General features: G+C 62.8%; 23 protein-coding genes. 17 read left to right on the top strand and 6 right to left on the bottom strand.

Annotated elements, in window-relative coordinates:
- Positions 1–394 precede the first annotated feature (394 nt).
- Positions 395–958 (bottom strand): TetR/AcrR family transcriptional regulator, encoded by a 564-nt coding sequence (locus NKJ91_RS30150; RefSeq protein WP_023674676.1) that lies wholly within the window; start codon positions 956–958, stop codon positions 395–397.
- A 110-nt stretch (positions 959–1068) separates the two neighbouring features.
- On the opposite strand from NKJ91_RS30150, the gene NKJ91_RS30145 reads away from it, so the two are divergent.
- Positions 1069–1857 carry an SDR family NAD(P)-dependent oxidoreductase gene (locus tag NKJ91_RS30145; RefSeq protein WP_352458437.1) on the top strand — a complete coding sequence of 263 codons (789 nt, stop codon included), beginning with the start codon at positions 1069–1071 and terminating at the stop codon, positions 1855–1857.
- A gap of 58 nt (positions 1858–1915) precedes the next feature.
- Positions 1916–3010, top strand: coding sequence for an alkene reductase (locus NKJ91_RS30140; protein WP_352458436.1), 1095 nt, complete (start codon positions 1916–1918; stop codon positions 3008–3010).
- A gap of 530 nt (positions 3011–3540) precedes the next feature.
- Here NKJ91_RS30140 and tyrS read toward each other — a convergent pair.
- The gene (tyrS, locus tag NKJ91_RS30135) at positions 3541–4794 is read right to left on the bottom strand and encodes a tyrosine--tRNA ligase (RefSeq protein ID WP_352458435.1); all 1254 of its coding nucleotides are present in this window, start codon (positions 4792–4794) and stop codon (positions 3541–3543) included.
- On the opposite strand from tyrS, the gene NKJ91_RS30130 reads away from it, so the two are divergent.
- The 3 genes from NKJ91_RS30130 (at position 4781) to NKJ91_RS30120 (ending at position 6290) form a co-directional block, all read left to right on the top strand.
- On the top strand, positions 4781–5017 hold the full coding sequence (locus NKJ91_RS30130) for a hypothetical protein (RefSeq protein ID WP_352458434.1): 237 nt from the start codon (positions 4781–4783) through the stop codon (positions 5015–5017). The genes tyrS and NKJ91_RS30130 overlap by 14 nt on opposite strands.
- A gap of 219 nt (positions 5018–5236) precedes the next feature.
- A complete protein-coding gene (locus tag NKJ91_RS30125; protein WP_352458433.1) occupies positions 5237–5965 on the top strand; it encodes a glycosyltransferase family 2 protein in 729 nt (242 codons plus the stop codon).
- Positions 5958–6290, top strand: a complete 333-nt coding sequence (locus NKJ91_RS30120) for a lipid-A-disaccharide synthase N-terminal domain-containing protein (protein ID WP_352458432.1) — start codon at positions 5958–5960, stop codon at positions 6288–6290. Before NKJ91_RS30125 ends, NKJ91_RS30120 begins: the two co-directional genes overlap by 8 nt.
- A 41-nt stretch (positions 6291–6331) precedes the next feature.
- Here the strand turns inward: NKJ91_RS30120 and NKJ91_RS30115 are convergent, their stop codons facing one another.
- Together NKJ91_RS30115 and NKJ91_RS30110 are read right to left on the bottom strand one after the other, a co-directional pair.
- Positions 6332–6982 carry an FMN-binding negative transcriptional regulator gene (locus NKJ91_RS30115; RefSeq protein ID WP_352458431.1) on the bottom strand — a complete coding sequence of 217 codons (651 nt, stop codon included), beginning with the start codon at positions 6980–6982 and terminating at the stop codon, positions 6332–6334.
- A gap of 6 nt (positions 6983–6988) precedes the next feature.
- Positions 6989–7663, bottom strand: a complete 675-nt coding sequence (locus NKJ91_RS30110; protein ID WP_023674683.1) for an alpha/beta hydrolase — start codon at positions 7661–7663, stop codon at positions 6989–6991.
- A 290-nt stretch (positions 7664–7953) separates the two neighbouring features.
- On the opposite strand from NKJ91_RS30110, the gene NKJ91_RS30105 reads away from it, so the two are divergent.
- The 8 genes from NKJ91_RS30105 to sufA all read left to right on the top strand — a co-directional run bounded on the left by NKJ91_RS30105 (position 7954) and on the right by sufA (position 15635).
- The gene (locus tag NKJ91_RS30105; RefSeq protein ID WP_352458430.1) at positions 7954–9132 is read left to right on the top strand and encodes a cysteine desulfurase family protein; all 1179 of its coding nucleotides are present in this window, start codon (positions 7954–7956) and stop codon (positions 9130–9132) included.
- 188 nt (positions 9133–9320) lie between these two features.
- The gene (gene sufB, locus NKJ91_RS30100; RefSeq protein ID WP_352458429.1) at positions 9321–10838 is read left to right on the top strand and encodes a Fe-S cluster assembly protein SufB; all 1518 of its coding nucleotides are present in this window, start codon (positions 9321–9323) and stop codon (positions 10836–10838) included.
- The gene (locus NKJ91_RS30095) at positions 10835–11251 is read left to right on the top strand and encodes a hypothetical protein (RefSeq protein WP_352458428.1); all 417 of its coding nucleotides are present in this window, start codon (positions 10835–10837) and stop codon (positions 11249–11251) included. The genes sufB and NKJ91_RS30095 overlap by 4 nt, the downstream gene beginning before the upstream one ends.
- Positions 11244–11999: a Fe-S cluster assembly ATPase SufC gene (sufC, locus tag NKJ91_RS30090; RefSeq protein ID WP_352458427.1), complete on the top strand. Its 756-nt coding sequence runs from the start codon at positions 11244–11246 to the stop codon at positions 11997–11999. The genes NKJ91_RS30095 and sufC overlap by 8 nt, the downstream gene beginning before the upstream one ends.
- Positions 12000–12042: 43 nt before the next feature.
- Entirely contained in the window at positions 12043–13311 is a 1269-nt protein-coding gene (gene sufD / locus NKJ91_RS30085) for a Fe-S cluster assembly protein SufD (RefSeq protein ID WP_352458426.1), read from the top strand.
- 191 nt (positions 13312–13502) lie between these two features.
- Positions 13503–14744 carry a cysteine desulfurase gene (locus NKJ91_RS30080; protein WP_352458425.1) on the top strand — a complete coding sequence of 414 codons (1242 nt, stop codon included), beginning with the start codon at positions 13503–13505 and terminating at the stop codon, positions 14742–14744.
- Positions 14745–14749: 5 nt separating this feature from the next.
- Entirely contained in the window at positions 14750–15145 is a 396-nt protein-coding gene (locus tag NKJ91_RS30075; protein WP_352458424.1) for an SUF system Fe-S cluster assembly protein, read from the top strand.
- Between the two features lie 109 nt (positions 15146–15254).
- Positions 15255–15635 (top strand): Fe-S cluster assembly scaffold SufA, encoded by a 381-nt coding sequence (gene sufA, locus NKJ91_RS30070; protein ID WP_006206001.1) that lies wholly within the window; start codon positions 15255–15257, stop codon positions 15633–15635.
- Between the two features lie 163 nt (positions 15636–15798).
- On the opposite strand, the gene NKJ91_RS30065 is transcribed toward sufA, so the two are convergent.
- Positions 15799–16296: a GFA family protein gene (locus NKJ91_RS30065; RefSeq protein WP_352458423.1), complete on the bottom strand. Its 498-nt coding sequence runs from the start codon at positions 16294–16296 to the stop codon at positions 15799–15801.
- A 90-nt stretch (positions 16297–16386) separates the two neighbouring features.
- Between NKJ91_RS30065 and NKJ91_RS30060 the strand changes: the two genes are divergently transcribed.
- The gene (locus NKJ91_RS30060; RefSeq protein ID WP_023717364.1) at positions 16387–16710 is read left to right on the top strand and encodes a TfoX/Sxy family protein; all 324 of its coding nucleotides are present in this window, start codon (positions 16387–16389) and stop codon (positions 16708–16710) included.
- 34 nt (positions 16711–16744) lie between these two features.
- Here the strand turns inward: NKJ91_RS30060 and NKJ91_RS30055 are convergent, their stop codons facing one another.
- A complete protein-coding gene (locus NKJ91_RS30055) occupies positions 16745–17677 on the bottom strand; it encodes a PfkB family carbohydrate kinase (RefSeq protein WP_352458422.1) in 933 nt (310 codons plus the stop codon).
- Between the two features lie 277 nt (positions 17678–17954).
- Here NKJ91_RS30055 and recA point away from each other — a divergent pair, with 277 nt between their 5' ends.
- The 3 genes from recA (at position 17955) to NKJ91_RS30040 (ending at position 22837) form a co-directional block, all read left to right on the top strand.
- Complete coding sequence (recA, locus tag NKJ91_RS30050; protein WP_023674696.1) at positions 17955–19052, top strand: recombinase RecA; 1098 nt, start codon at positions 17955–17957, stop codon at positions 19050–19052.
- 259 nt (positions 19053–19311) lie between these two features.
- Positions 19312–21978: an alanine--tRNA ligase gene (alaS, locus tag NKJ91_RS30045; protein ID WP_352458438.1), complete on the top strand. Its 2667-nt coding sequence runs from the start codon at positions 19312–19314 to the stop codon at positions 21976–21978.
- Between the two features lie 64 nt (positions 21979–22042).
- Positions 22043–22837: a PhzF family phenazine biosynthesis protein gene (locus NKJ91_RS30040; RefSeq protein WP_352458421.1), complete on the top strand. Its 795-nt coding sequence runs from the start codon at positions 22043–22045 to the stop codon at positions 22835–22837.
- Positions 22838–22966 lie beyond the last annotated feature (129 nt).

Here is a 22966-nt window from a genome sequence, read left to right as displayed (position 1 = left end):
CCCGAGGCACAAATCCCCATAGGCAATCGCCTGCGGCCCGCGGGTTCCTGCATCAGAGACTTTCGTACGCCTGACGGCACCCGAAACCCTTCAGCAATGTCGGCCGTTAAAGTTAGTTGTGCCACCGCCTTACAGCGGACATCACCGGCGACCGCGCTTGAGGGCGTAGTTGCGCCAGGAGCGGTCATTCGATGTTCTGCCGTTGAACGGCTTCATTCGCCAGTTTAGCGGAAATTGGGCGACAGGATGGTTGCCTCAACAGGGAAGTTCGAAACCCTCTTGGTCCGCGAATCCCGCTGATTGCACGCTGCGGTGCGATATTCTGCAAGATAGCCACCCAACCAACGCCGATAGCCGCATTGCTCTCGACAAGAGCACTCCTGCCGCAGACCACCTAGCTGGCAGACACTTGGCTGATCCCGGCATCGACCCAGGCACGCGTCTGCTCAAGCACTTCATCCGAGAGCGCGGGATCGTCGATCGCCCGGGCGAGGATTACTGCCCCCACCATCGCTGCCCAGCTTCCGATCGCTGCGCGGCGTCTGTCTGCCGGATCCAACTCCGGGAGCGCCTTGCCGATACGGTCGATCTGCGATCGTAGGCCTTCCGTCATGGCCGAGCGTGCAGCCGGGGTCTGATGGCGGATGGCTGCGGCAAGGCCCGCCGTCGGGCAACCGCCGGCGCAGTTGTCGCGATGCCGGGGCGAAAGATAGGAACCTACATAAGCGCGAAGATCGCCCCCTCCGCCTGAGTCCGCGGCGAGGACGTGGGCAAGGGTCTGCGCGATCAGGTCGTCCTTCGAACTGAAATGGCCATAGAAGCCGCCATGGGTGAGCCCGGCGGCCTTCATCACTTCCGCCACGCTGACCGCGTCGAACCCCTTCTCGCGAAACAGCCGGCTGGCCGCATCCAATATCCGGTGACGGTTCTCCGCCATCTGCTCTCGACTGACCTTCATTTCAAAATTCTCCGTCGGCCCCGTTGACATTTACATGATGCCCATCATATTTAGCCGCAATCATGATGATCGTCATGAATATAGGTTCCATCAGAGAAAAGAGCAATGCCATGACCACCATTCCATCAGTCCTCATCACCGGCGCCTCCACGGGCATCGGAGCTTCCTATGCCGAACGGTTCGCCCGCCGCGGACACGACCTCGTGCTGGTTGCCCGTGACGTGGCACGAATGGAGGCACTGGGAGCCCGGCTCCGTCAGGAAACTGGCGTTGCGATCGACATCATCCAGGCTGATCTTACGCAGCCTGCCGAGCTTGCAACGGTAGAGACGAGGCTGCGCGATGACGCCCGCATCGGGATTCTCGTCAACAATGCCGGAACAGCCATCGGCGGAAGCTTCATCGAGCAGAGTACCAATGACGTCGCCCGGCTCGTTGCGCTCAACACGACCGCGCTTCTGCGACTTGCCAGCGCCATCGCCCCGCGACTTGCGAAGGCGGGTGCAGGGGCGATCGTCAACATCGGTTCCGTGGTCGGGCTGGCGCCGGAGTTCGGCATGACGGTCTACGGCGCAACCAAAGCCTTCGTGCTGTTTCTGTCGCAGGGGCTCAGCCTCGAGCTTGAGCCGAAGGGCGTCTACGTCCAAGCCGTGCTGCCCGCCACGACGCGAACCGAGATCTGGGGCCACGTCGGCGCCGACATCAACACGCTCTCCAACGTGATGGAGGTGGACGATCTGGTTGACGCGGCGCTGGTCGGCTTCGACCGCCGCGAACCGGTGACCATCCCGCCACTCCCCGATGCCGGTCAGTGGGACGCGCTTCAGGCCGCGCGCCAGGCCATGCTTCCGAACTATCGGAACGAACATCCCGCCGAGCGGTACCGCAAGGTCGCCTGAGCACCAACGAATCCATTTGATAACGACCTCGTCGCGGCGGGGACAAACAAGGTGACCTATGACCAACAAAGCACTTTTTGAGCCTTATTCTCTCGGCTCGCTGACGCTCTCCAATCGTATCGTCATGGCGCCCCTCACGCGCAATCGCGCTGGCCCGGCCTTCGTTCCGGGCGATCTCGCCGCCGAGTATTACGGCCAGCGGGCCTCCGCCGGCCTGCTGATCTCCGAGGCCACGCAGATCTCGCGGCAGGGACAAGGTTACCAGGACACGCCCGGCATCTATTCTCAGGCTCAGATCGACGGCTGGCGAAAGGTCACGACCGCGGTGCACGCCAAGGACGGGCGGATTTTCCTGCAGCTCTGGCACGTCGGCCGCGTCTCGCACGTCGATCTGCAGGAGAACGGCGCCGCGCCCGTCGCGCCCTCGGCAATCCGGGCCGCGACCAAGACGTTCGTGAACAACGGCTTTGTCGAGGTTTCGGAGCCCCGCGCGCTGGCGCTCGACGAGCTTGCGGGGATCGTCAACGATTTCCGGCAAGCAGCCGCGAACGCCATTGAGGCCGGCTTCGATGGCGTCGAGATTCATGGCGCCAACGGCTATCTGCTGGACCAGTTCGCCAAGGACGGTGCCAATGTCCGCACGGATGCTTATGGCGGATCGGTCGAGAACCGCGCCCGGCTGATGCTGGAGGTTGCGACTGCGGTGGTCGAGGAGATCGGCGCAGAGCGCACCGGCATCCGGATTTCGCCCGTCTCGCCCGCCAACGGCGTCTCGAGCAGCGCCCCCCAGGCGCAGTTCGACTATATCGTCGATCAACTCGATGCTTTGGGCATCGTCTATATCCATGTCGTCGAGGGCGCCACGGGCGGATCGCGCGATGTCGCGCCGTTCGACTTCGGATCGCTCCGCCGGCGCTTCAACAATACCTATATCGCCAATAACGGCTATGACCTCGACCTCGCGGCGTCGCGGCTCGCCGAGGGCAAGGCGGACCTCTTCGCCTTCGGGCGCCCGTTCATCGCCAATCCCGACCTTGTGGAACGGCTGAAGACGCGCACGCCGCTGACGGAGTTCACCTCGGCGACGCTCTATGGCGGCGGCTCCGCTGGCTATACCGACTATCCCGCGATCGCCGCCTCAAGCCGCCCATGAGCTATCGGAGGGCGGCGCCTGCGAGGCAGCCATCCCACGTGACAGCAGCGCCTCAGGGCATCTCTCTGGCGCTCCGCTCGAACTGGTGTCCAAACCCAGGGATTCAGGAGGGCCATGGAGGGCTATAGCATAGACGTTAGCTCCTCTGGTCCGCCCAGGACCAGCCAGGCGAGATTCGTAGCACGTCGTACGTTCGCTTTACAGGCGCAAGCGGACCCATTCACCGTGATTTCGACTGTCGTGAATGGGTCAGATCGCGTCGATGCATGGGGGCGCCTGAACGTCCGCTTCTCACATTCCAAGCCTCCAAGCCGCAAGTCCGCTTCCGGCCCCGAACAAGACGTTCATCGAAGCGCCGCAGAACGTCCGCTATTTGCGCTACCTGCTCGTTCCGATCGATGAGACGAATGGCATCTCGGCCATTCTCGGGAGCTAGCTGATTCACCTCGGCGGTGATTCCGAACCGAAGGTCAGCGCCGCAAGATGAAACCGGTTTCGGAAAAGATCTAACAGGAAGTGCCGGGCCCTGGTCAGACCGGCCGCACCAGAACGTGCTTCTTCTTGCCGAGCGACAGTTTCGCGACGTTTCCCGGCCCAAGGTCCTGCAGCGTCACCATCCTGCGATCGTCGGAAACTGGCTGGTCGTTGAGGCGCACGGCGCCGCCCTGGATATGCCGCCGTGCCTCGCCGTTGGACACAGCCAGCCCGGCGGTGACGAACAGCGACAATATGCCGACGCCGGCTTCAAGATCGGCCCTGCCCACCTCGACGGTTGGCAGTGTTTCGGCCAGCGCCCCTTCTTCGAACGTCTTACGCGCCGTTTCGCTGGCCTCCTCTGCCGCCTCGCGGCCATGCAGCATGGCGGTGATTTCGGTGGCGAGGATCTTCTTGGCTTCGTTGATCTCCGAGCCGCCGAGCCGTTCGAGGCGTGCGACCTCGGCGAGTGGCAGGGTCGTGTAGAGCTTCAGGAAACGGCCAACGTCGGCATCCTCGGTATTGCGCCAGTATTGCCAGAACTCGTACGGGCTCAGCATCTCCGCATCGAGCCAGACCGCGCCCGAGGCCGACTTGCCCATCTTGGCGCCGGAGGAGGTGGTGAGCAGCGGCGTCGTCAGCGCATAAAGCTGCGCGCCTTCCATGCGATGGCCGAGATCGATGCCGTTGACGATGTTGCCCCACTGGTCGGAGCCGCCCATCTGCAGCCGGCAGCCGAGGCGTTTGTAGAGCTCGACGAAGTCGTAGGCCTGCAGGATCATGTAGTTGAATTCGAGGAACGACAGCGACTGCTCGCGGTCCAGCCGGAGCTTGACCGAATCGAAGGCCAGCATGCGGTTGACCGAAAAATGCCGGCCGACATCGCGCAGGAAATTGACGTAGTTGATGTCCATCAGCCAGTCGGCATTGTTGATCATGACGGCGTCGTTCGGGCCGCTGCCGAATTTGAGGTAGGGCGTGAAGTTGCGGCGGATGCCGGCGAGATTGTCCTCGATGTCCTGCGGCGTCAAAAGCTTGCGCGCCTCGTCCTTGAACGACGGATCGCCGATCATCGAGGTGCCGCCACCCATCAGCGCGATTGGCCGGTGGCCGGTCTGCTGCAGCCAGTAAAGCATCATGATCTGGATCAGCGACCCGGCATGCAGGCTCCTGGCGGTGGCGTCGAAGCCGATATAGGCGCTCACCGTTTCCGTGGCGAAAAGCTGGTCGAGGCCGGCATCGTCCGAGGTCTGGTGGATGAAACCGCGCTCGCTCATCGTGCGCAGGAAATCGGATTTGAAGGCGGACATTTTCTTTCCCGAAAAGCTTCCGGCCGAACGCGGCTCGGCTATGCATGAAGGCGGGCGTTTAGCACTCAAGCGCGATCAGCAAAAGTGGAATCCGGTTTTGCGTCCGATCGCGCTTCGGATGGGTTTGCGCGATCAGCAAAAGTGGAATCCGGTTTTGCGACACCCTCTTGCCTTCTCCCCTTGTGGGAGAAGGTGGATTGGCGCGCAGCGCCAAGACGGTTGAGGGGTGTTGGACGGAGTGCCGTCGTTGCAAGCTGGAACACCCCTCATCCGACCGCGCTTCGCGCGGCCACCTTCTCCCACAAGGGGAGAAGGGAGAACCCCCAAGCGTGCGGCCTGCTTGCGTCCTCGTTTCGGCTGGCGTAATGAGGCGCCGCCAACGGGTTTCATCCGCTGGACCGCGCGGCATCGATCGAATGCCATATCCTGTGACAGAGTCGAGATGCCGGAGATATCCATCGTCATTCCTTGCCGGAACGAGGCGGCGAACCTGCCGCTTCTGCTCGACGAGATCGGCGCCGCGATGGCCGGGCGCGACTTCGAGGTCATCGTCGTCGACGATGGCTCGACCGACGACACGCCTTCGGTGCTTGCCGCACAAGCAGCGCTTCGCCGGTTTCCGCTGCGCCATCTCAGGCATGAAAAATCCGCCGGCCAGTCGCTCTCGGTGCGCTCGGGCGCCTGGGCGGCGCGCGGCGATATCGTCGCCACCATCGACGGCGACGGCCAGAACGACCCCGGTTATATCCCAGTGTTGATCGACGCGTTGCGGCAGGCTGGTCCCGAAGTCGGGGCCGCGCAGGGACAGCGTCTGAAGCGCCGCGACAGCAAGATCAAGCAACTGGCGTCGCGTTTCGCCAACGGGCTGAGAAAAGCCATCCTGCACGACGAGACGCGGGATACCGGCTGCGGCCTCAAGGCGATCCACACCGACATTTTGCGGAAATTGCCGTTCTTCGACGGCACCCACCGCTTTGTTCCGGCGCTGGTCATCCAGGAGGGCTACCGCGTCGTCCATTGCGACGTCGTCGACCGCTCCCGCCGTCACGGCAAATCGAATTACGGCATCTTCGATCGCGGCCTGCAGGGCGTGCTCGATCTTGCCGGCGTCTGGTGGCTGCGCCGCAGGCGCCGCAGAATGCCCAAAGTAGAGGAAATCAGGCATGGGTAACGTGCTTCAGGAATTGGCGACCTGGCTTCACGATGTTTTCGTCAAGCAATTCGATGCCTGGGTTCTGCTCGGCTTCGTCGCCCAGTTCTTCTTCACGATGCGCTTTCTGGTGCAGTGGGTGGCGTCGGAAAAGGCCAAGCGCAGCGTCGTGCCGATCGCCTTCTGGTTCTTTTCGCTGTTCGGCGGCGGCCTGCTGCTGATCTACGCCATCCAGCGTCAGGATCCGGTGTTCATCGCCGGCCAGGCCATGGGCCTGTTGATCTATATCCGCAATCTCTGGCTGATCGCCAACGAGCGCAAGACGGCGATGACGAAGGTCGATTGAGCCCTCGACCGGCCTGAAACCGGTCGAGCAAGCAATCCAGATTACTTGCCGTCCAGCCCGCCGTAAGACCTTACCAGCCGGACCATGTCGGCCGAATCGGCAGTCTCGCTCTCGAGCCCCTCGGCGACACCGACGCGGTCGGCGGCCGGGCGGTTCTGGCTGACTTTCCATTTGCCGCTGATTTCGGTGATTTCGATCTCCAGGCCGACGATGCCTTTGATCTGTGACTGGATGAAGGGTGCCGGCGCGTCGGTCACCGCCCACGGCGCCGAGCGGCTGCCCTCCTGCGACATCGTCAGATCGGAAATCTGCTCGGCCAGCCAATCCTGGTCTTCGATCACCGTGACGATGCCGCGCACCTGGACGATGGCGTAGTTCCAGGTCGGTACCACCTTGCCGGTTTCACGCTTGGTCTCGTACCAGGACGGCGTCACATAGGCATCGGCGCCCTGGAAGACGACCAGCACCCGCGCCAGGGGATTGTCGGCCAAAAGCCGCCATTGCGGATTGGCCTTGGCCAAATGGGCGCGGAGCCTGCCGTTCGGTGGCACATCCGCGTCTAGAAGAAAGGGAATCGCGTTGGCGACCGGCCCCTCGACGCCGTTCGACACCAGCAGGCCAAGCGGATGCGCCCGGATCAGCCCGTGCAGGACGTCCTGCCGTGTTTCCTGGAAGTGAGGCGGTTGGTACATCGCCGATTATCTCAGCCGCTTCGGCCGTGGGTCGGACAATTCCCCGGCCAGCCGGCGATCGAGATAGTCCGCGCATTCCTCGATCAGAAGCTCCGCATGGTTGGCAAAGAAATGGTTGGCGCCGGGCAAGGTCTTCTGGGTGATGGTGATGCCCTTTTGCGTGTGCAGCTTGTCGACCAGGCCCTGTACGTCCTTGGGCGGCGCGACTTTGTCGGCGTCGCCGTGGATGATCAGGCCGGACGACGGGCATGGCGCCAGGAACGAGAAATCATAGGTATTGGGCTGCGGCGCGACCGAGATGAAGCCCTCGATCTCCGGCCGGCGCATCAGAAGCTGCATGCCGATCCACGAGCCGAACGAATAGCCGGCAACCCAGCAGCTCTTGGAATCCGGATGCAGCGACTGCACCCAGTCGAGCGCCGCGGCGGCGTCGGACAATTCGCCGGTGCCGTGGTCGAACTCGCCCTGGCTGCGGCCGATGCCGCGGAAATTGAAGCGCAGCGTGGTGAAATTGCGCTTCTGGAACATGTAGAAGAGGTCGTAGACGATCTTGTTGTTCATCGTCCCGCCGAACTGGGGGTGCGGGTGCAGGACGATGGCAATCGGCGCGCTCTTTTCCTTCGAGGGCTGATAGCGACCCTCCAGACGGCCGGCCGGACCGGTGAAAATGACCTCAGGCATGAAATACTCCACTTGGTATAAATTTGCGCGGCGCCCGGAACAACTCTTCCTCTGGCCCCAGTCTTCCTCTGGCCCCAGTCTTCCCTAGGCCCCAGTCTTCCCTAGGCCTTGACGCAGGGCGAGCGTCTTTCTAGAAGCTAGTTTAGAATTGTTCAAAACTGGGCGGCCAAAAATTGTGGCTCGGGCACCCGCGCCGCAAGCCGCGTAAATAGGACGTCTTGCCTTGCAATTTCAAGGAAATAACGCGCTATCTTCGCGGAACGGCTTTTGAAGGGACCAGTTGGACGGAAATGGCCGGAGCACGCGCCTATCTCGACTACAACGCCAGCGTGCCGCTGCTTGCCTCGGCGCGCGCGGCCGTGGTCGCTGCGCTCGACGTCGCCGCCAACCCGTCCTCGGTCCATGCCGAGGGCCGCGCTGCACGGCGGCTGATCGAGGATGCCAGGCGCGACGTGGCGCGACTGGTCAGCGCCAAAGCCGAGCATGTCGTATTCACCTCCGGCGCGACGGAAGCGGCCTCGACGCTGCTGACGCCGGACTGGCAGATGGGGCGCGGTGCTGTCCGTATGAGCCGGCTCTATGTGTCCGAGGCCGATCATCCGTGCCTGCTGAACGGCGGGCGCTTCCCAGCGGCGCAGGTGACACGGATCGGCGTCGACGCCGACGGCGTCGTCAGGCTCGACGTTTTGGCCGAGGCTCTCGTCCAGCATGACAAGGTCGAAGGCTTGCCGCTGGTGGCCATCCACGCTGCCAACAATGAAACCGGCGTGATCCAGCCGGTCGGCCGCATTGCCGAAATCGTCAAGGCGGCGGGTGGCATCCTGGTTGTCGATGCCGTGCAGGCGGCCGGCCGCATTCCGCTCGATATGTCAGCGGGTTACGCAGATTATCTGATTCTCTCGTCGCACAAGATCGGCGGCTCAAAGGGCGTCGGCGCCATTGTCGCGGCGTCGGACCTGATGATGCCGAAGCCGCTGGTCAGCGGCGGTGGCCAGGAAAAAGGCCATCGCGGCGGCACCGAAAACCTGGCGGCGATTGCCGGGTTTGGCGCGGCGGCGCGCGAGGCGTCTGCCGGCTTGCAAACGATCGAAACGGTGCGGCAGCGTCGCGACGAAATCGAGGCGATCGTGAAAACGCTTGTTCCGGACGCCGAAATCTTCGGGATCGGCGCGCCAAGGCTTGCCAATACGACATTCTTCGCTATTGCCGGCATCAAGGCCGAGACGGCGCAGATTGCCTTCGACCTGGCCGGTGTGGCGCTGTCGGCTGGATCGGCCTGTTCGTCGGGCAAAGTAGGGCCGAGTCACGTGCTGAAAGCCATGGGTTATGGTGACGGCCTCGGCGCGTTGCGCGTGTCCGTCGGCCACGCGACCAGCGCTGAAGATATCGAGCTGTTCCGTTCGGCGCTGGCGACGATCGTCGCGCGCCAAGCCGGTAAGGAAAAGGCAAGCAGGGAACGAGCCGCCTGAGCGCGGCAGACGAAATGTAGGGCCTTGCGGCCTGGTAGAGCCGTGCGTTCGCATTTGGCCGGGTGAATTTCCGGCATGAACGCACTATATGAAACTTACGCCGCCTCCGGTGCCTGATGGGCGCTCGTTTGCGGTGCCATAGTTTGAAAACTGCCGGGCCTTGACCCCGGCGTGGATGGAGAACGCTGATGCCTGCTGTGCAGGAGACGATCGATCGAGTTCGAAAGATCGATGTCGACCAGTATAAATACGGATTCCAGACCGAAATCGCGATGGACAAGGCCCCCAAGGGCCTGAGCGAAGACATTATCCGCTTCATTTCGGCGAAGAAGGACGAGCCGTCCTGGATGCTGGAATGGCGCCTGGAAGCCTATCGCCGCTGGCTGACGCTGGACGAGCCGAAATGGGCGCGCGTCCACTATCCCAAAATCGATTTCCAGGACCTCCACTATTACGCCGCGCCCAAGAGCACGCCCGGGCCGACTTCGCTCAGCGAGGTCGATCCCGAACTGCTGAAGGTCTATGAGAAGCTCGGCATTCCGCTCAGGGAACAGGAAATCCTCGCCGGCGTGCAGAAGACCGATGCGTCGGAGCTCGAGGAAGCCAGCGACAACGTCTACAAGTCGGGCCGCGTCGCCGTCGATGCGGTGTTCGATTCCGTCTCTGTCGTCACCACTTTCAAGAAGGAACTGGCGCAGGCCGGCGTCATCTTCTGCTCGATCTCGGAAGCCATCCGCGAGCATCCGGAACTGGTGAAGAAATATCTCGGTTCTGTCGTGCCGACCTCCGACAATTTCTACGCAACGCTGAATTCGGCCGTGTTCACCGACGGTTCGTTCGTCTTCGTGCCCAAGGGCGTGCGCTGCCCGATGGAACTGTCGACCTATTTCCGCATGAACGAGAAGAACACCGGCCAGTTCGAGCGCACGCTGATCATCGCCGAGGAGGGGGCTTACGTCTCCTATCTCGAAGGCTGCACGGCGCCGCAGCGCGACGAGAATCAGCTTCATGCCGCGGTGGTCGAGCTGATCGCGCTCGACGATGCCGAGATCAAATATTCGACGGTGCAGAACTGGTATCCCGGCGACGCCGAAGGCAAGGGCGGCATCTACAATTTCGTCACCAAGCGCGGCGACTGCCGCGGCCATCGCTCGAAGATTTCGTGGACGCAGGTCGAGACCGGTTCGGCCATCACCTGGAAATATCCGAGCTGCATCCTGCGCGGCGACGATTCCAGCGGCGAGTTCTATTCGATTGCCGTGTCGAACGGTTATCAGCAGGTCGACAGCGGCACCAAGATGATCCATCTCGGCAGGAACACGTCGAGCCGCATCATCTCCAAGGGCATTGCCGCCGGCTTCTCGCAGAACACCTATCGCGGCCAGGTCTCGGCGCACCGCAAGGCGACCAACGCCCGCAACTTCACCAATTGCGATTCCCTGCTGATCGGCGATCAGTGCGGCGCACACACCGTGCCCTACATGGAAGCCAAGAATTCGACCGCGCAGTTCGAGCACGAGGCCACCACCTCGAAGATTTCCGAGGACCAGAAGTTCTATGTCATGCAGCGCGGCATTCCGGAAGAAGAGGCGATCGCGCTGATCGTCAACGGCTTCGTCAAGGACGTCATCCAGCAACTGCCGATGGAGTTCGCGGTCGAGGCGCAGAAACTGATCGGGATCAGCCTCGAGGGGAGCGTTGGGTGAGTGACGATGAGGCAGAGGACGGTCCGCCGTTGGTCGCACGCGTTCACCAGTTTGACAGGCATTCTGGTGAGCTACCCGACAACTATCGGGCCGACCTCGATGAGCAGATTTGCGGAGAATTGGCAACGTCGCTCGGGAACTACCTTCGAAGCTTTGCTGCCGAAAGGAAAGTTGTCGTCAGGATCGAAGTCGAAGCCAACCGAATTAGCGCTGGGCGCGAAGACGGCACGGAGTTGATGATCACCGTCTACGGCCCTGAGATTTTTGAAATCACCAGGTGGCCGAATCCCGCCGACGCCGTCGAGGACGGAAGTATGCGATTTGACTTGGCACCTGAACTTGAAAGCGACGTCGCCGTTGCCCTAGCTCGGCGATATGTAGTTAACGGAACGATAGAGCAAGAGAATGCTTGAAATCAGAAACCTCCATGCCCGTATCGTCGACGACGGCACCGAGATCATTCGCGGCCTGAATCTTTCGGTGAAGGCCGGTGAGGTCGCCGCCATCATGGGGCCGAACGGCTCGGGAAAATCGACGCTGTCCTATATCCTTGCCGGGCGCGAGGATTATGAGGTCACCGAGGGCGATATCCTCTACAACGGCCAGTCGATCCTCGAAATGGATCCGGCCGAGCGCGCCACCGCCGGCATCTTTCTCGCCTTCCAGTATCCGATGGAGATACCGGGCGTGGCGACGATGGAATTCCTGAAAGTGGCGATGAACGAGCAGCGCAAGGCGCGCGGCCAGGAACCGCTGAAGATCCCGGAATTTCTCAAGCGCGTGAAGGAAGCGGCGGCCTCGCTCAACATGGACATGGCGATGCTGAAGCGGCCGCTCAATGTCGGCTTCTCCGGCGGCGAGAAGAAGCGTGCCGAGATCCTGCAGATGAAGCTGCTCGAGCCAAAGCTCTGCGTGCTCGACGAGACCGATTCCGGTCTCGATATCGACGCGCTGAAGATCGTCGCGGACGGCGTCAACACGCTGCGCTCGCCGGACCGGGCCATCGTCGTCATCACCCATTACCAGCGCCTGCTCCAATACATCGTGCCGGATACGGTGCACGTGCTCTACAGGGGTCAGGTGATCAAGTCGGGCGACAAGTCGCTGGCGCTCGACCTCGAGGCCAATGGCTATGCCGGCGTGATCGGGCAAGCCGCGTGAGATGCCAGCAGGCCCGGAAGGCAAGCCAAATAAGGCGATACTGATGAATATGCACACGACACCCCAGCGAACATTGGCCGAAACGGCGCTGATCGACGCCTTTGGCGAGCGGCTGTCGCTGCTGCCCGGCGACGGCGCGGTGATGCTGAAGCGCGACGACGCCATCGAGGCGATCAAGGGCGGCCTGCCGACGCGGCGCATCGAATCCTGGCACTATACGGACCTGCGCCGGCTGCTGACCTCGGTGCCGGACTTCGATCCGGCAGCGGTTGCGAAAGCCATTGCGCCGATCGTCGAAGGCTCCTCGGTTTTGCCGGTGCTGAACGGCGTTTCGAGCGCCAAGCTCGCTAGCATCGAGGGCGTTGTCGTGCAGCGCCTGTCGGAGAAGCTGACCGACGGCAGCGCAGCACCTGGGCTCGATTCTTATGGCAGCGACGACGCCATCGGCGCGCTCAACACCGCCTTTGTCGCCGACGGCTATTTCGTCGACATCGCCGACGGCGCCCAACTGGAAAAGCCGCTTGAGCTGCAGAATCTGCAGGGCGGGGGACAGACGCATGTGCGGCTGCTGACGCGCGCCGGCGCCGGCGCCAAGGCTGTTATCGTCGAGCGCCAGGCAGGCGAGGGGGCGGCGCTGGTCAGCGCGGTCAGCCAGCTTGTGCTTGGCGAGGGCGCCGAAGTGACATGGCTCATCGTGCAGGAGCAACCGGATACGGCGACGCACCTTGCCCAGTTCAAGGCGCATCTCGGCAAGAATTCGAAGCTGACGCTGTTCGTCATGAATGCCGGCGGCAAGCTTGTGCGCCAGGAGGTCGTTGTGAAGACGACCGGCGAGGGCGCCGAATTCACGCTGCGCGGCATCAATCTGCTCGCCGGCGACACCCATACCGACGTCACCATGGTGCTCGACCACGCCGTGCCGCATACCGCATCGACCGAAGTCTTCCGAAACGTGGTGACCGGCAAGGCGCGCGGCGTCTTCCAAGGCCGCATCAACGTCCACCAATATGCGCAGAAGACCAACGCCAAGATGGCCTGCAACACGCTGCTGTTGTCGGACGACGGGGAGTTCTCGACCAAGCCGGAGCTCGAAATCTTCGCCGACGACGTCGTCTGCGGCCATGGCGCGACCGTCACCGAGATCGACCACAGCCATCTGTTTTACCTGATGGCGCGCGGCGTCGACGAGAAGACCGCGCGCGGCCTGCTGGTCAAGGCCTTCGTCGCCGAGGTAATCGAGGAACTGGACGACGAGGCCATCGTCGAGGCGCTGGAAGCGAGACTCGACAACTGGTTCGTGGCGCACGGATAAAGTGGATGAGGGCCTGGCGCTTCGGCCAGCACCCCTCATCCGACCGAGCTTCGCTCGGCCACCTTCTCCCACAAGGGGAGAAGGAAACGCGCCTCTCCTTCTCCCCTTGTGGGAGAAGGTGGATTGGCGCGAAGCGCCAAGACGGATGAGGGGTGTTGGAAGGAACGCGGCAGCGCGGCAAGGACTTCGAGATGGACCAGAAAGTCGAAAACATCCCCTATGACGTCGAGGCGATCCGCCGCGACTTCCCGATCCTGTCGCGGCAAGTCTACGGCAAACCGCTGGTCTATCTCGACAATGGCGCCTCGGCGCAGAAGCCGCAGGCGGTGCTCGACGCCATCCAGCACGCCTATTCCCAGGAATACGCCAACGTCCATCGCGGCCTGCATTTCCTGTCCAATGCCGCGACCGACGCCTATGAGAGGGCTCGCGAGACGGTGCGCCGTTTCCTCAATGCGCCGAGCACCGACAATATCGTCTTCACCTCGAACACCACGGCGGCGATCAACACGGTCGCCTATGGTTTCGGCATGCCGAACATCGGCGAAGGCGACGAGATCGTGCTCTCGATCATGGAGCATCATTCCAACATCGTGCCGTGGCATTTCATCCGCGAGCGGCAGGGCGCCAAGCTGGTCTGGGTGCCGGTCGATGATCTCGGCGTCTTCCATATCGAGGAATTCGAGAAGCGGCTGACCGACCGCACCAGGCTGGTTGCCATCACCCATATGTCGAACGCGCTGGGCACGGTGACGCCGATCAAGGAGATCGTGCGCATCGCGCATGCCCGCGGCATTCCGGTGCTGGTCGACGGCAGCCAGAGCGCCGTGCATATGCCGATCGACGTGCAGGACCTCGACTGCGATTTCTTCGTCTTCACCGGCCATAAGGTCTATGGCCCGTCGGGCATCGGCGTGCTCTACGGCAAGAAGGATATTCTGGAGCGCATGCGCCCGTTCATGGGCGGCGGCGAGATGATCGAGGAGGTGACGCAAGACATCGTCACCTACAACGACCCGCCGCACCGTTTCGAGGCCGGCACGCCGCCGATCGTGCAGGCGATCGGACTTGGTGCGGCGCTCGAATACATGGAAAAGATCGGACGTGAGCGCATCGCCGCGCACGAGGCCGATCTGAAGGATTATGCGCATCAAAAACTGCGCGCCATCAACTCGCTGCGCATCTTCGGCGATGCGCCCGGCAAGGGCGCAATCATCTCGTTCGAGCTGCAGGGCATCCACGCGCACGACGTGTCGATGGTCATCGACCGGCAGGGCGTGGCGGTGCGCGCCGGCACCCATTGCGCCCAGCCGCTGTTGAAACGCTTCGGCGTAACATCCACATGCAGGGCATCGTTCGGCATGTATAATACCAGGGCTGAAGTCGATGCTTTGGCCGATGCGCTGGAAAAGGCGCGAAAGTTCTTCGGGTGACGATCATGGATGATGCCAGCCACACCGCCGAAAGCACGGCACTGGATATGACCACCAATGCGGCGGTTTCCGGGTCAACGATTCCCGCCGACGAACTGGCGCGGCTGACCGACGACATCGTCTCGGCGCTGAAGACGGTCTATGACCCGGAAATCCCGGCCGACATCTATGAGCTCGGCCTGGTCTACAAGATCGACATCGAGGACGACCGCTCGGTCAAGATCGACATGACGCTGACCGCGCCGGGCTGCCCGGTGGCTGGCGAAATGCCGGGCTGGGTCGAAAACGCCGTCGGCGCCGTCGAAGGCGTCTCCGGCGTCGAGGTCAACATGACCTTCGACCCGCCCTGGTCGCCCGACCGCATGTCGGAAGAGGCGCAGGTGGCGGTTGGGTGGTACTAGCATCCGACCAGCCAGAGGCTGGCGCACTTGCGCCGGGTACAAAACTTCACCATTTTAGGTGAGGAATCATTCGGCAGGCCTTGAACCTGCGCGCATGGAGAAGGAAAACATGGGACGCTTCGCCGTCATCACGATGACCGAAAAGGCCGCCGACCGGGTTCGCGAGATCGTTGCGACCCGTGAGAATGCGCATGGCATTCGCCTTGGCATCAAGAAGGGCGGCTGCGCCGGCATGGAATATACGGTCGATCTGGTGACCGAACCCAATACCAAGGACGACCATATCGAGCGTGACGGCGCCCATGTCTATGTCGCGCCGGAGGCGGCCCTTTTCCTGTTCGGCACCGAGATGGATTTCGAGCAGACGACGCTGCGCACCGGCTTCACCTTCCGCAATCCGAACCAGAGCTCGGCCTGCGGCTGCGGCGAATCGGTCGAATTGAAGCCGGCTGATCTGAAGGCACTGGCCGAAGCACGCGCTTCGGCCTGAGAATTTTCTTTTCCTTAGTAGGATTTCGCGAGACCCCCTCATCCGGCCGCTTCGCGGCCACCTTCTCCCCGAGGGGAGAAGAGGTCGCGAACGGTTGAGCCAGTCTCTTCTCCCCAGCGGGGAGAAGGTGGCCCGAAGGGCCGGATGAGGGGGACTGCCGAAGCTAATCCACCCACATCCCCGTTCGCTTGTGCCAGTCTGCGATCGACTCCTCCGGGTAGACGTCGAACACCTTGTCACCCTTGCCGATGTCGGGCTCGACCCAGTTCGCCTTGTATTTCAGCATCAGATGCACCTTCTCCGGCGGTTTCGGCAGGTCTGTGTCGATCGCCGAGGCAAACGGATGCACCAGCTCCGGCCAGGTCGGATCGTAGAGCCAGAGTGCCGTCCCGCATTTCGTGCAGAAGTTCCGCTCGCCCGTCGAGGTCTCGCGTTGCGGGTGCTCGTCGTCCTCGATCTCGGCGCGGTAGACGCCGAGATGGCGCTTGCCCTGGATTTTCAGCGTTTCGTAATCGGCGCCGAGATTGATGGCAAAACCGCCGCCGCCCTGCTGCTTGCGGCAGATCGAGCAGTAGCACAGCATGAACGGCACCGGCGTGTGGCTTTCCACCTCGAAACGCACGGCATTGCACCGGCAGGACCCTTTGAGCAGAAGCGGCATGAAAAACTCCGAGGAAATTGATTCTGAACTTGTCAGGATGGTGCCGGTTGCGTCGATGACAAGGGGAAATCCGGGTGACATGATCGCCGCATGGACAACGAGCGCATAGAAGAGCTTTTCGAAGGCCTCGGCCCGGTCAGCATCCGCAAGCTGTTCGGCGGCAAGGGCATCTATTTCGACGGCGTCATCGTCGCCATCGTCATCCGTGGCGAATTGATGCTGAAGGCCGACGCCGAAAGCGCCCCGGATTTCGAAGCGGCCGGCTGCCGGCAATGGACCTATACCGGCTCGCGCCACGGCAAGCTCGTGTCGATGCCCTATTGGAGCGTTCCCGACAGCGCCTTCGACGATCCCGACGAGATGGCGATCTGGGCACGCCGCGCCTACGAGGCAGGACGGCGCGCCGGCAAATAGGCTGCGTCATGCTTCGGCAATTCCGGGCCGCACTTCATGCCAGGTCCCGCGCCTCGGGCACGAGCGCCAGCGCTTCGGCAAAGCCAGCGCTGGTGAAGGCGGCACTCTCGACGACGAGCATAGCTGCGGCAATGCCTTCGCGCAGTGCCGCGCGTAGCGTCAGGCCGCGCAGCAGGGCAGCGATCGTGGCGCCTGCCAATGCGTCGCCGGCGCCGGCAGTATCGGTCCGCTTTTGTAGCGGCGGTGGCGAGATCGAGAACGCGCTCAATTCGTCGAAACCGAGCACTGGTTCGTCGCCGGCGGTGATCACGCCGCTTTTCAGCCCGGCGCGTATTAGGCCGTCGACGATGCCTTGATCGTCAGCATCGATGCCGACGTCGGCGAGCACGCCGGCCTCCTGCCGGTTCATGAAGGCCAGCGCCAGACGGTCGAGCACCGGCATCAGCCGCGCCGCCTTATTGGGCGAGACCGCAAGCGCAAACACCGGCTTGTCGGCGGCGAGTGCCGCCAGCCGCCCCAGCGCGGTCGACGGCAGGTTGGCGTCGCACAGCACCGCGTCGGCCGAACCGATCGCTTCCCGCACCTTGGCGCGGCGGATCTGCTTGGGAAGCGCCAGCTCGTAGAGCACCATGTCGGCAAGGCCGGCGATCAGCCCGCCGTCGCTATCGATCAGCATCGTATGGCTTGGCGTTGCTCGGTCGAGGAACACCGCCGACAGGTCGGCAATGCCGGCCTCGGTGACGGCGCGTAAAACCGTGTCGCCAAGGGCATCGCCGCCGCGCACCGAAAGCAGCGAGGCCGAGGCGCCGCGTCGCACCGCACAGCGCAAGGCGTTGAAGACGGCACCGCCGACATGCTCGCGCATCGTGCCGGGGTTGGAAGCGGCCGGCACGAAGGCGCCGGCAACCCGGCCGCGCCGCTCGATATAGGCGCCGCCCACGGCCAGGATCGTCGGGGATTTGATCATGCCGTCAAAATGCCCTTTAGCTGTTGCCCGGGGGAGACTAGGTCGCCGGGCGGAACCCTGCAATCGCGGGTCCGATTCGGTTGGTGACGGCAACGGCGCCGCATGCGAGGCGAGACACATCGGAAGCAATAATTGCGAAACAAAAATAGAACAAATAGGGATATGCGTTATTTTTCAAACCCTTGGTGCTCATTGACAAATGAGAACAAATGAGGTACATTCTTTTAAGGATTGCGGGATTGTCCGGCCTCCATTGACGACCACGGGGTGATGTATCATGGCTCAGAATTCTTTGCGGCTTGTAGAGGACAAAGCGGTGGACAAATCAAAGGCTCTGGATGCGGCGCTGTCGCAAATCGAGCGTGCCTTCGGCAAGGGCTCGATCATGCGGCTCGGCGCGAACGAGCAGGTCGTCGAGATCGAAACGGTGCCGACCGGCTCGCTTGGGCTGGACATCGCGCTTGGCGTCGGCGGCCTGCCGCGCGGCCGCATCGTCGAGATCTACGGGCCGGAAAGCTCGGGCAAGACGACGCTGGCGCTGCACACGGTGGCCGAAGCCCAGAAGAAGGGCGGCATCTGCGCCTTCGTCGATGCCGAGCACGCGCTCGACCCGGTCTATGCCCGCAAGCTCGGCGTCGATCTCGAAAACCTTTTGATCTCGCAGCCCGATACCGGCGAGCAGGCGCTGGAGATCTGCGACACGCTGGTGCGCTCCGGCGCCATCGACGTGCTGGTGGTCGATTCGGTGGCGGCGTTGACGCCGCGGGCGGAAATCGAAGGCGAGATGGGCGATTCGCTGCCCGGCCTGCAGGCCCGCCTGATGAGCCAGGCACTGCGCAAGCTCACCGCCTCGATCTCGCGCTCCAACACCATGGTCATCTTCATCAACCAGATCCGCATGAAGATCGGCGTCATGTTCGGTTCGCCCGAGACGACGACCGGCGGCAATGCGTTGAAATTCTATGCCTCGGTCCGCCTCGACATCCGCCGCATCGGCTCGGTCAAGGATCGCGACGAGGTCGTCGGCAACCAGACCCGCGTCAAGGTCGTCAAGAACAAGCTGGCGCCGCCCTTCAAGGTGGTCGAGTTCGACATCATGTATGGCGAGGGCGTCTCCAAGACCGGCGAGCTGGTCGATCTCGGCGTCAAGGCGGGCGTGGTCGAAAAGTCGGGCGCCTGGTTCTCCTACAATTCGCAGCGTCTTGGCCAGGGCCGCGAAAACGCAAAACTGTTCCTGCGCGACAATCCCGACACGGCGCGCGAGATCGAGCTGGCGCTACGGCAGAATGCCGGGCTGATCGCTGAGAAATTCCTTGAGAACGGCGGCTCCGAAAGCAGCGACGACGGTTTCGAGGACGACGCCGGGGTGATGTAGGGCAGGCGACGCCTCGCTGAGCCTCAGCCAGGTTTCGATTTGATGTTTTGATTTTGAGTTTGCGTAATCGATGCGTTTCGAACCGCCGGCCCAGGGCCGGCGGTTCGCGTTTGACGGCGAGGCAGACGCATTTCAAGGCGCTGGTGAAAGCCGGGATTTGAGCCCATTTGGTGTTTCTGGACAGGCTGCGGTGCGACCGCTAAAAGGCCATGTCTATTTTCCGCCGGCAGCCGGCGGTTCTCTCGAAAAGGCAGTATTCATGAGTGGCGTCAACGAGATCCGGTCGGCATTTCTCGACTATTTTCGCAAGGAAGGTCACGAGGTCGTCGCGTCAAGCCCGCTGGTGCCGCGCAACGACCCGACGCTGATGTTCACCAATGCCGGCATGGTGCAGTTCAAGAACGTTTTCACCGGTCTGGAGAAGCGGCCGTATTCGCGCGCCACGACTGCCCAGAAGAGTGTTCGCGCCGGCGGCAAGCACAACGACCTCGACAATGTCGGCTACACCGCGCGCCACCTGACGTTCTTCGAGATGCTCGGCAATTTCTCCTTCGGCGACTATTTCAAGGAGCGGGCCATAGAGCTTGCCTGGAACCTGATCACCAGGGAGTTCGGGCTGAAGAAGGACAAGCTGCTGGTCACCGTCTACCACACCGACGACGAGGCGGCCTCGTACTGGAAGAAGATCGCCGGCCTTTCGGACGATCGCATCATCCGCATCGCGACTTCGGACAATTTCTGGGCAATGGGCGACACTGGACCTTGCGGGCCGTGTTCGGAGATATTCATCGACCGTGGCGAGCATATCTGGGGCGGCCCTCCCGGCAGCCCCGAGGAGGATGGCGACCGTTTCCTTGAATTCTGGAACCTGGTGTTCATGCAGTACGAACAGGTGACGAAGGAGGAGCGCGTCGACCTGCCGCGTCCGTCGATCGACACAGGCATGGGCCTCGAGCGCATGGCATCCATCCTGCAAGGGGTTGAAAGCGTCTTCGAAACCGACCTGTTCCGCCACCTGATCGACGCTGCGTCGTCGGCGCTTGGCAAAGGTCCGGATGCGGACGCCGTCGCATCGTTGCGCGTCATCGCCGATCACCTGCGTTCGTCCTGCTTCCTGGTCGCCGACGGCGTGCTGCCGTCCAACGAAGGACGCGGCTACGTGCTTCGTCGCATCATGCGCCGCGCTATGCGCCACGCGCAGTTGCTCGGCGCCCGCGATCCGCTGATGTGGCGCCTGGTGCCGGCACTGGTCCGCGAGATGGGCCAAGCCTACCCGGAACTGGTGCGCGGCGAACAGATGATCACCGAAACGCTGAAGCTGGAAGAGACGCGCTTCCGCAAGACGCTGGTGCGCGGCTTGGGCTTGCTTTCGGAGGCGACGGAAAAGCTGGCCTCCGGCGACATGCTGGATGGCGAGACAGCGTTCAAGCTCTACGACACCTATGGCTTTCCGCTCGATCTGACGCAGGACGCGCTGCGCCAGCGCAACATCTCGGTCAACCTTGCCGGCTTCACCGAGGCGATGGAGCGGCAGAAAGCGGAGGCGCGCAAAAGCTGGGCCGGCTCCGGCGACGTGGCGACCGAGACGGTATGGTTTCCGGTGCGCGAGAACGCCGGCGCCACCGAGTTCCTCGGCTATGAGACCGAGCAGGCGGAAGGCCTCATCCAAGCGCTGGTCAGGGGCGGCAAGACCGTCGACAGCGCCGGCAAAGGTGACGCCGTTGCCGTGGTTGTCAACCAGACGCCGTTCTATGGCGAGTCCGGTGGCCAGATGGGCGACACCGGCGTCATTTCGGGCGACGGGTTCTCGATCGAAATATCCGATACCCAGAAGAAGGCCGATGGGCTTTTCGTCCATCTCGGCAAGGTGGCTAACGGCACGGTCAAGACGGGCGCGACCGTCGAGCTGAAGGTGGACCACGCGCGTCGCTCCAGGCTGCGCGCGAACCATTCCGCCACGCATCTGATCCATGAGGCGCTGCGCGAGGTGCTGGGTACCCATGTGGCGCAGAAGGGCTCGCTGGTCGCGCCCGAGCGTCTGCGCTTCGACATTTCGCACAACAAGCCGATCTCGCCTGGCGAGCTCGAAGAGGTCGAGCGCATGGCAAACGAGATCGTCGTTCAGAACGGCCCTGTAACCACGCGGCTGATGTCTGTCGACGACGCCATTGCCGAAGGCGCCATGGCGCTGTTTGGCGAGAAATATGGCGATGAAGTGCGCGTCGTTTCGATGGGCACGGGCTTGCATGGCGCCAAGGCCAACCGGCCTTATTCGGTCGAGCTATGCGGCGGCACGCATGTCAGGGCGACCGGCGATATCGGCCTGGTGCGCATCGTGTCCGACAGCGCGGTCGCTGCCGGCGTGCGCCGCATCGAGGCGTTGACCGGCGAGGCGGCCAGAAAGCATCTCGACGAACAGGACAAGCGGTTGAAGGCGGCCGCCGCCGCGTTGAAGATTTCGCCGGCCGATGTGCCGGCCCGCGTCGAGGCGCTGCTGGACGAACGCAAGAAGCTCGAAAAGGAGCTGATCGAGGCGCGCAAGAAGCTGGCGCTGGGCGATCGCTCGCCAGCCGGTGTGCCTGCGGAAAACGAAACCATTGCCGGTGTCGGTTTTCTCGGCAAGGCGGTATCGGGCGTCTCGCCAAAGGATCTTAAGCCGTTGGCCGATGCCGGCAAGAAGTCGCTCGGCTCCGGCATCGTCGTCTTTGTCGGCGCCGGCGAGGACAACAAGGCGAGCGTCGTCGTCGCCGTCACCGATGATCTGGCCGGCCGCTTCAACGCCATCGATCTGGTGCGCGTCGCGTCCGCGGCATTGGGCGGGCAGGGCGGCGGCGGGCGACCCGATATGGCTCAGGCCGGCGGCCCGGACGCCTCGAAGGCCGAAGACGCGATCGCTGCGGTGAAAGCGGCTCTCGAAGCGGCGTGAACCTGCACCGGGGGCGGCACGGCCGAAATGGCGCGCCGCCCAGCGGATATCTTTGAGAGCCGATATGCCGACGCTGACGATGTATCAGGTCGATGCCTTTGCCGAACGGGCCTTCCAGGGTAACCCTGCCGCCGTTCTCCTTTTAGAGGAATGGCTGTCGGAGCAGGTAATGCAGGCCATCGCCAACGAAAACAATCTTGCTGAAACCGCGTTTGTGCGGCCGAATGGCAAAGGTTGGGATTTGCGCTGGTTCACGCCGGTCCATGAAGTCGACTTCTGCGGCCACGCCACTCTTGCGGCCGCCCATGTGCTGGCTACGGAATACAATGGTCAGGGCGAAATGGCCTTCGCCACCCGGGTCGGCGAGCTGCGGGTTTCCCGGTGGGAAGGGGGCTATCAGCTCGATCTGCCTTGTTTTCCGCCGCAGCCCATCGAGGAAGAGCTGAACTCGGCGCTGCAAGCGATATTGCCTCAGCGGCCGGTTGCGAGCTTCCGCAATTTCGAGAACCTGTTTGTCGAGCTTGCCGACGAGACAACCGTGCGATCTTTCGTTCCCGATCTGCTCAGGATCGGACGTTTTCATTCTCTCGGCCTGGTTATTACCGCGCCTGGGCGAGCCCACGATTTCGTCTCCCGTTACTTCGTGCCCGGGGCGGGCATTCCCGAGGATCCGGTTACCGGCTCCATTCATGCGACGCTGGTACCTTATTGGGCTGAAAAACTCGGCAAGACGCATCTGTCGGCATTCCAATGCTCGCAGCGCGGCGGGCATTTGCTATGCAAACTGGCCGGAGATCGCGTGCTGATCACAGGCCGTGCGAAGACCTTTATGAAGGCGGAGATCTACCTTCCCGATTAAGCGGCTTGGCTCCGGTTCCTCGCCCCCACGAAGTGGGGGAGAGGTGGCCGCGCAGCGGCCGGGGAGGGGGGCGGCGGAATCAAAAGGCGCGTTTGGTATGCGCCGATTTGGCCGCCTGTGTGTTTTAAA

Origin of the sequence: Mesorhizobium sp. M0040 (assembly GCF_040323505.1) — a bacterium.
Taxonomy (GTDB): Bacteria; Pseudomonadota; Alphaproteobacteria; order Rhizobiales; family Rhizobiaceae; genus Mesorhizobium.
This window is presented reverse-complemented; position numbering and strand designations above follow the sequence as displayed.

What these genes read in the sequence shown, in the direction of transcription:
- NKJ91_RS30150 (WP_023674676.1), bottom strand. Translation starts at nt 958, where the DNA reads ATGAAGGTCAGTCGAGAGCAGATGGCGGAGAACCGTCACCGGATATTG.
- NKJ91_RS30145 (WP_352458437.1), top strand. Translation starts at nt 1,069, where the DNA reads ATGACCACCATTCCATCAGTCCTCATCACCGGCGCCTCCACGGGCATC.
- NKJ91_RS30140 (WP_352458436.1), top strand. Translation starts at nt 1,916, where the DNA reads ATGACCAACAAAGCACTTTTTGAGCCTTATTCTCTCGGCTCGCTGACG.
- tyrS (WP_352458435.1), bottom strand. Translation starts at nt 4,794, where the DNA reads ATGTCCGCCTTCAAATCCGATTTCCTGCGCACGATGAGCGAGCGCGGT.
- NKJ91_RS30125 (WP_352458433.1), top strand. Translation starts at nt 5,237, where the DNA reads ATGCCGGAGATATCCATCGTCATTCCTTGCCGGAACGAGGCGGCGAAC.
- NKJ91_RS30120 (WP_352458432.1), top strand. Translation starts at nt 5,958, where the DNA reads ATGGGTAACGTGCTTCAGGAATTGGCGACCTGGCTTCACGATGTTTTC.
- NKJ91_RS30115 (WP_352458431.1), bottom strand. Translation starts at nt 6,982, where the DNA reads ATGTACCAACCGCCTCACTTCCAGGAAACACGGCAGGACGTCCTGCAC.
- NKJ91_RS30110 (WP_023674683.1), bottom strand. Translation starts at nt 7,663, where the DNA reads ATGCCTGAGGTCATTTTCACCGGTCCGGCCGGCCGTCTGGAGGGTCGC.
- NKJ91_RS30105 (WP_352458430.1), top strand. Translation starts at nt 7,954, where the DNA reads ATGGCCGGAGCACGCGCCTATCTCGACTACAACGCCAGCGTGCCGCTG.
- sufB (WP_352458429.1), top strand. Translation starts at nt 9,321, where the DNA reads ATGCCTGCTGTGCAGGAGACGATCGATCGAGTTCGAAAGATCGATGTC.
- sufC (WP_352458427.1), top strand. Translation starts at nt 11,244, where the DNA reads ATGCTTGAAATCAGAAACCTCCATGCCCGTATCGTCGACGACGGCACC.
- sufD (WP_352458426.1), top strand. Translation starts at nt 12,043, where the DNA reads ATGAATATGCACACGACACCCCAGCGAACATTGGCCGAAACGGCGCTG.
- NKJ91_RS30080 (WP_352458425.1), top strand. Translation starts at nt 13,503, where the DNA reads ATGGACCAGAAAGTCGAAAACATCCCCTATGACGTCGAGGCGATCCGC.
- NKJ91_RS30075 (WP_352458424.1), top strand. Translation starts at nt 14,750, where the DNA reads ATGGATGATGCCAGCCACACCGCCGAAAGCACGGCACTGGATATGACC.
- sufA (WP_006206001.1), top strand. Translation starts at nt 15,255, where the DNA reads ATGGGACGCTTCGCCGTCATCACGATGACCGAAAAGGCCGCCGACCGG.
- NKJ91_RS30065 (WP_352458423.1), bottom strand. Translation starts at nt 16,296, where the DNA reads ATGCCGCTTCTGCTCAAAGGGTCCTGCCGGTGCAATGCCGTGCGTTTC.
- NKJ91_RS30060 (WP_023717364.1), top strand. Translation starts at nt 16,387, where the DNA reads ATGGACAACGAGCGCATAGAAGAGCTTTTCGAAGGCCTCGGCCCGGTC.
- NKJ91_RS30055 (WP_352458422.1), bottom strand. Translation starts at nt 17,677, where the DNA reads ATGATCAAATCCCCGACGATCCTGGCCGTGGGCGGCGCCTATATCGAG.
- recA (WP_023674696.1), top strand. Translation starts at nt 17,955, where the DNA reads ATGGCTCAGAATTCTTTGCGGCTTGTAGAGGACAAAGCGGTGGACAAA.
- alaS (WP_352458438.1), top strand. Translation starts at nt 19,312, where the DNA reads ATGAGTGGCGTCAACGAGATCCGGTCGGCATTTCTCGACTATTTTCGC.
- NKJ91_RS30040 (WP_352458421.1), top strand. Translation starts at nt 22,043, where the DNA reads ATGCCGACGCTGACGATGTATCAGGTCGATGCCTTTGCCGAACGGGCC.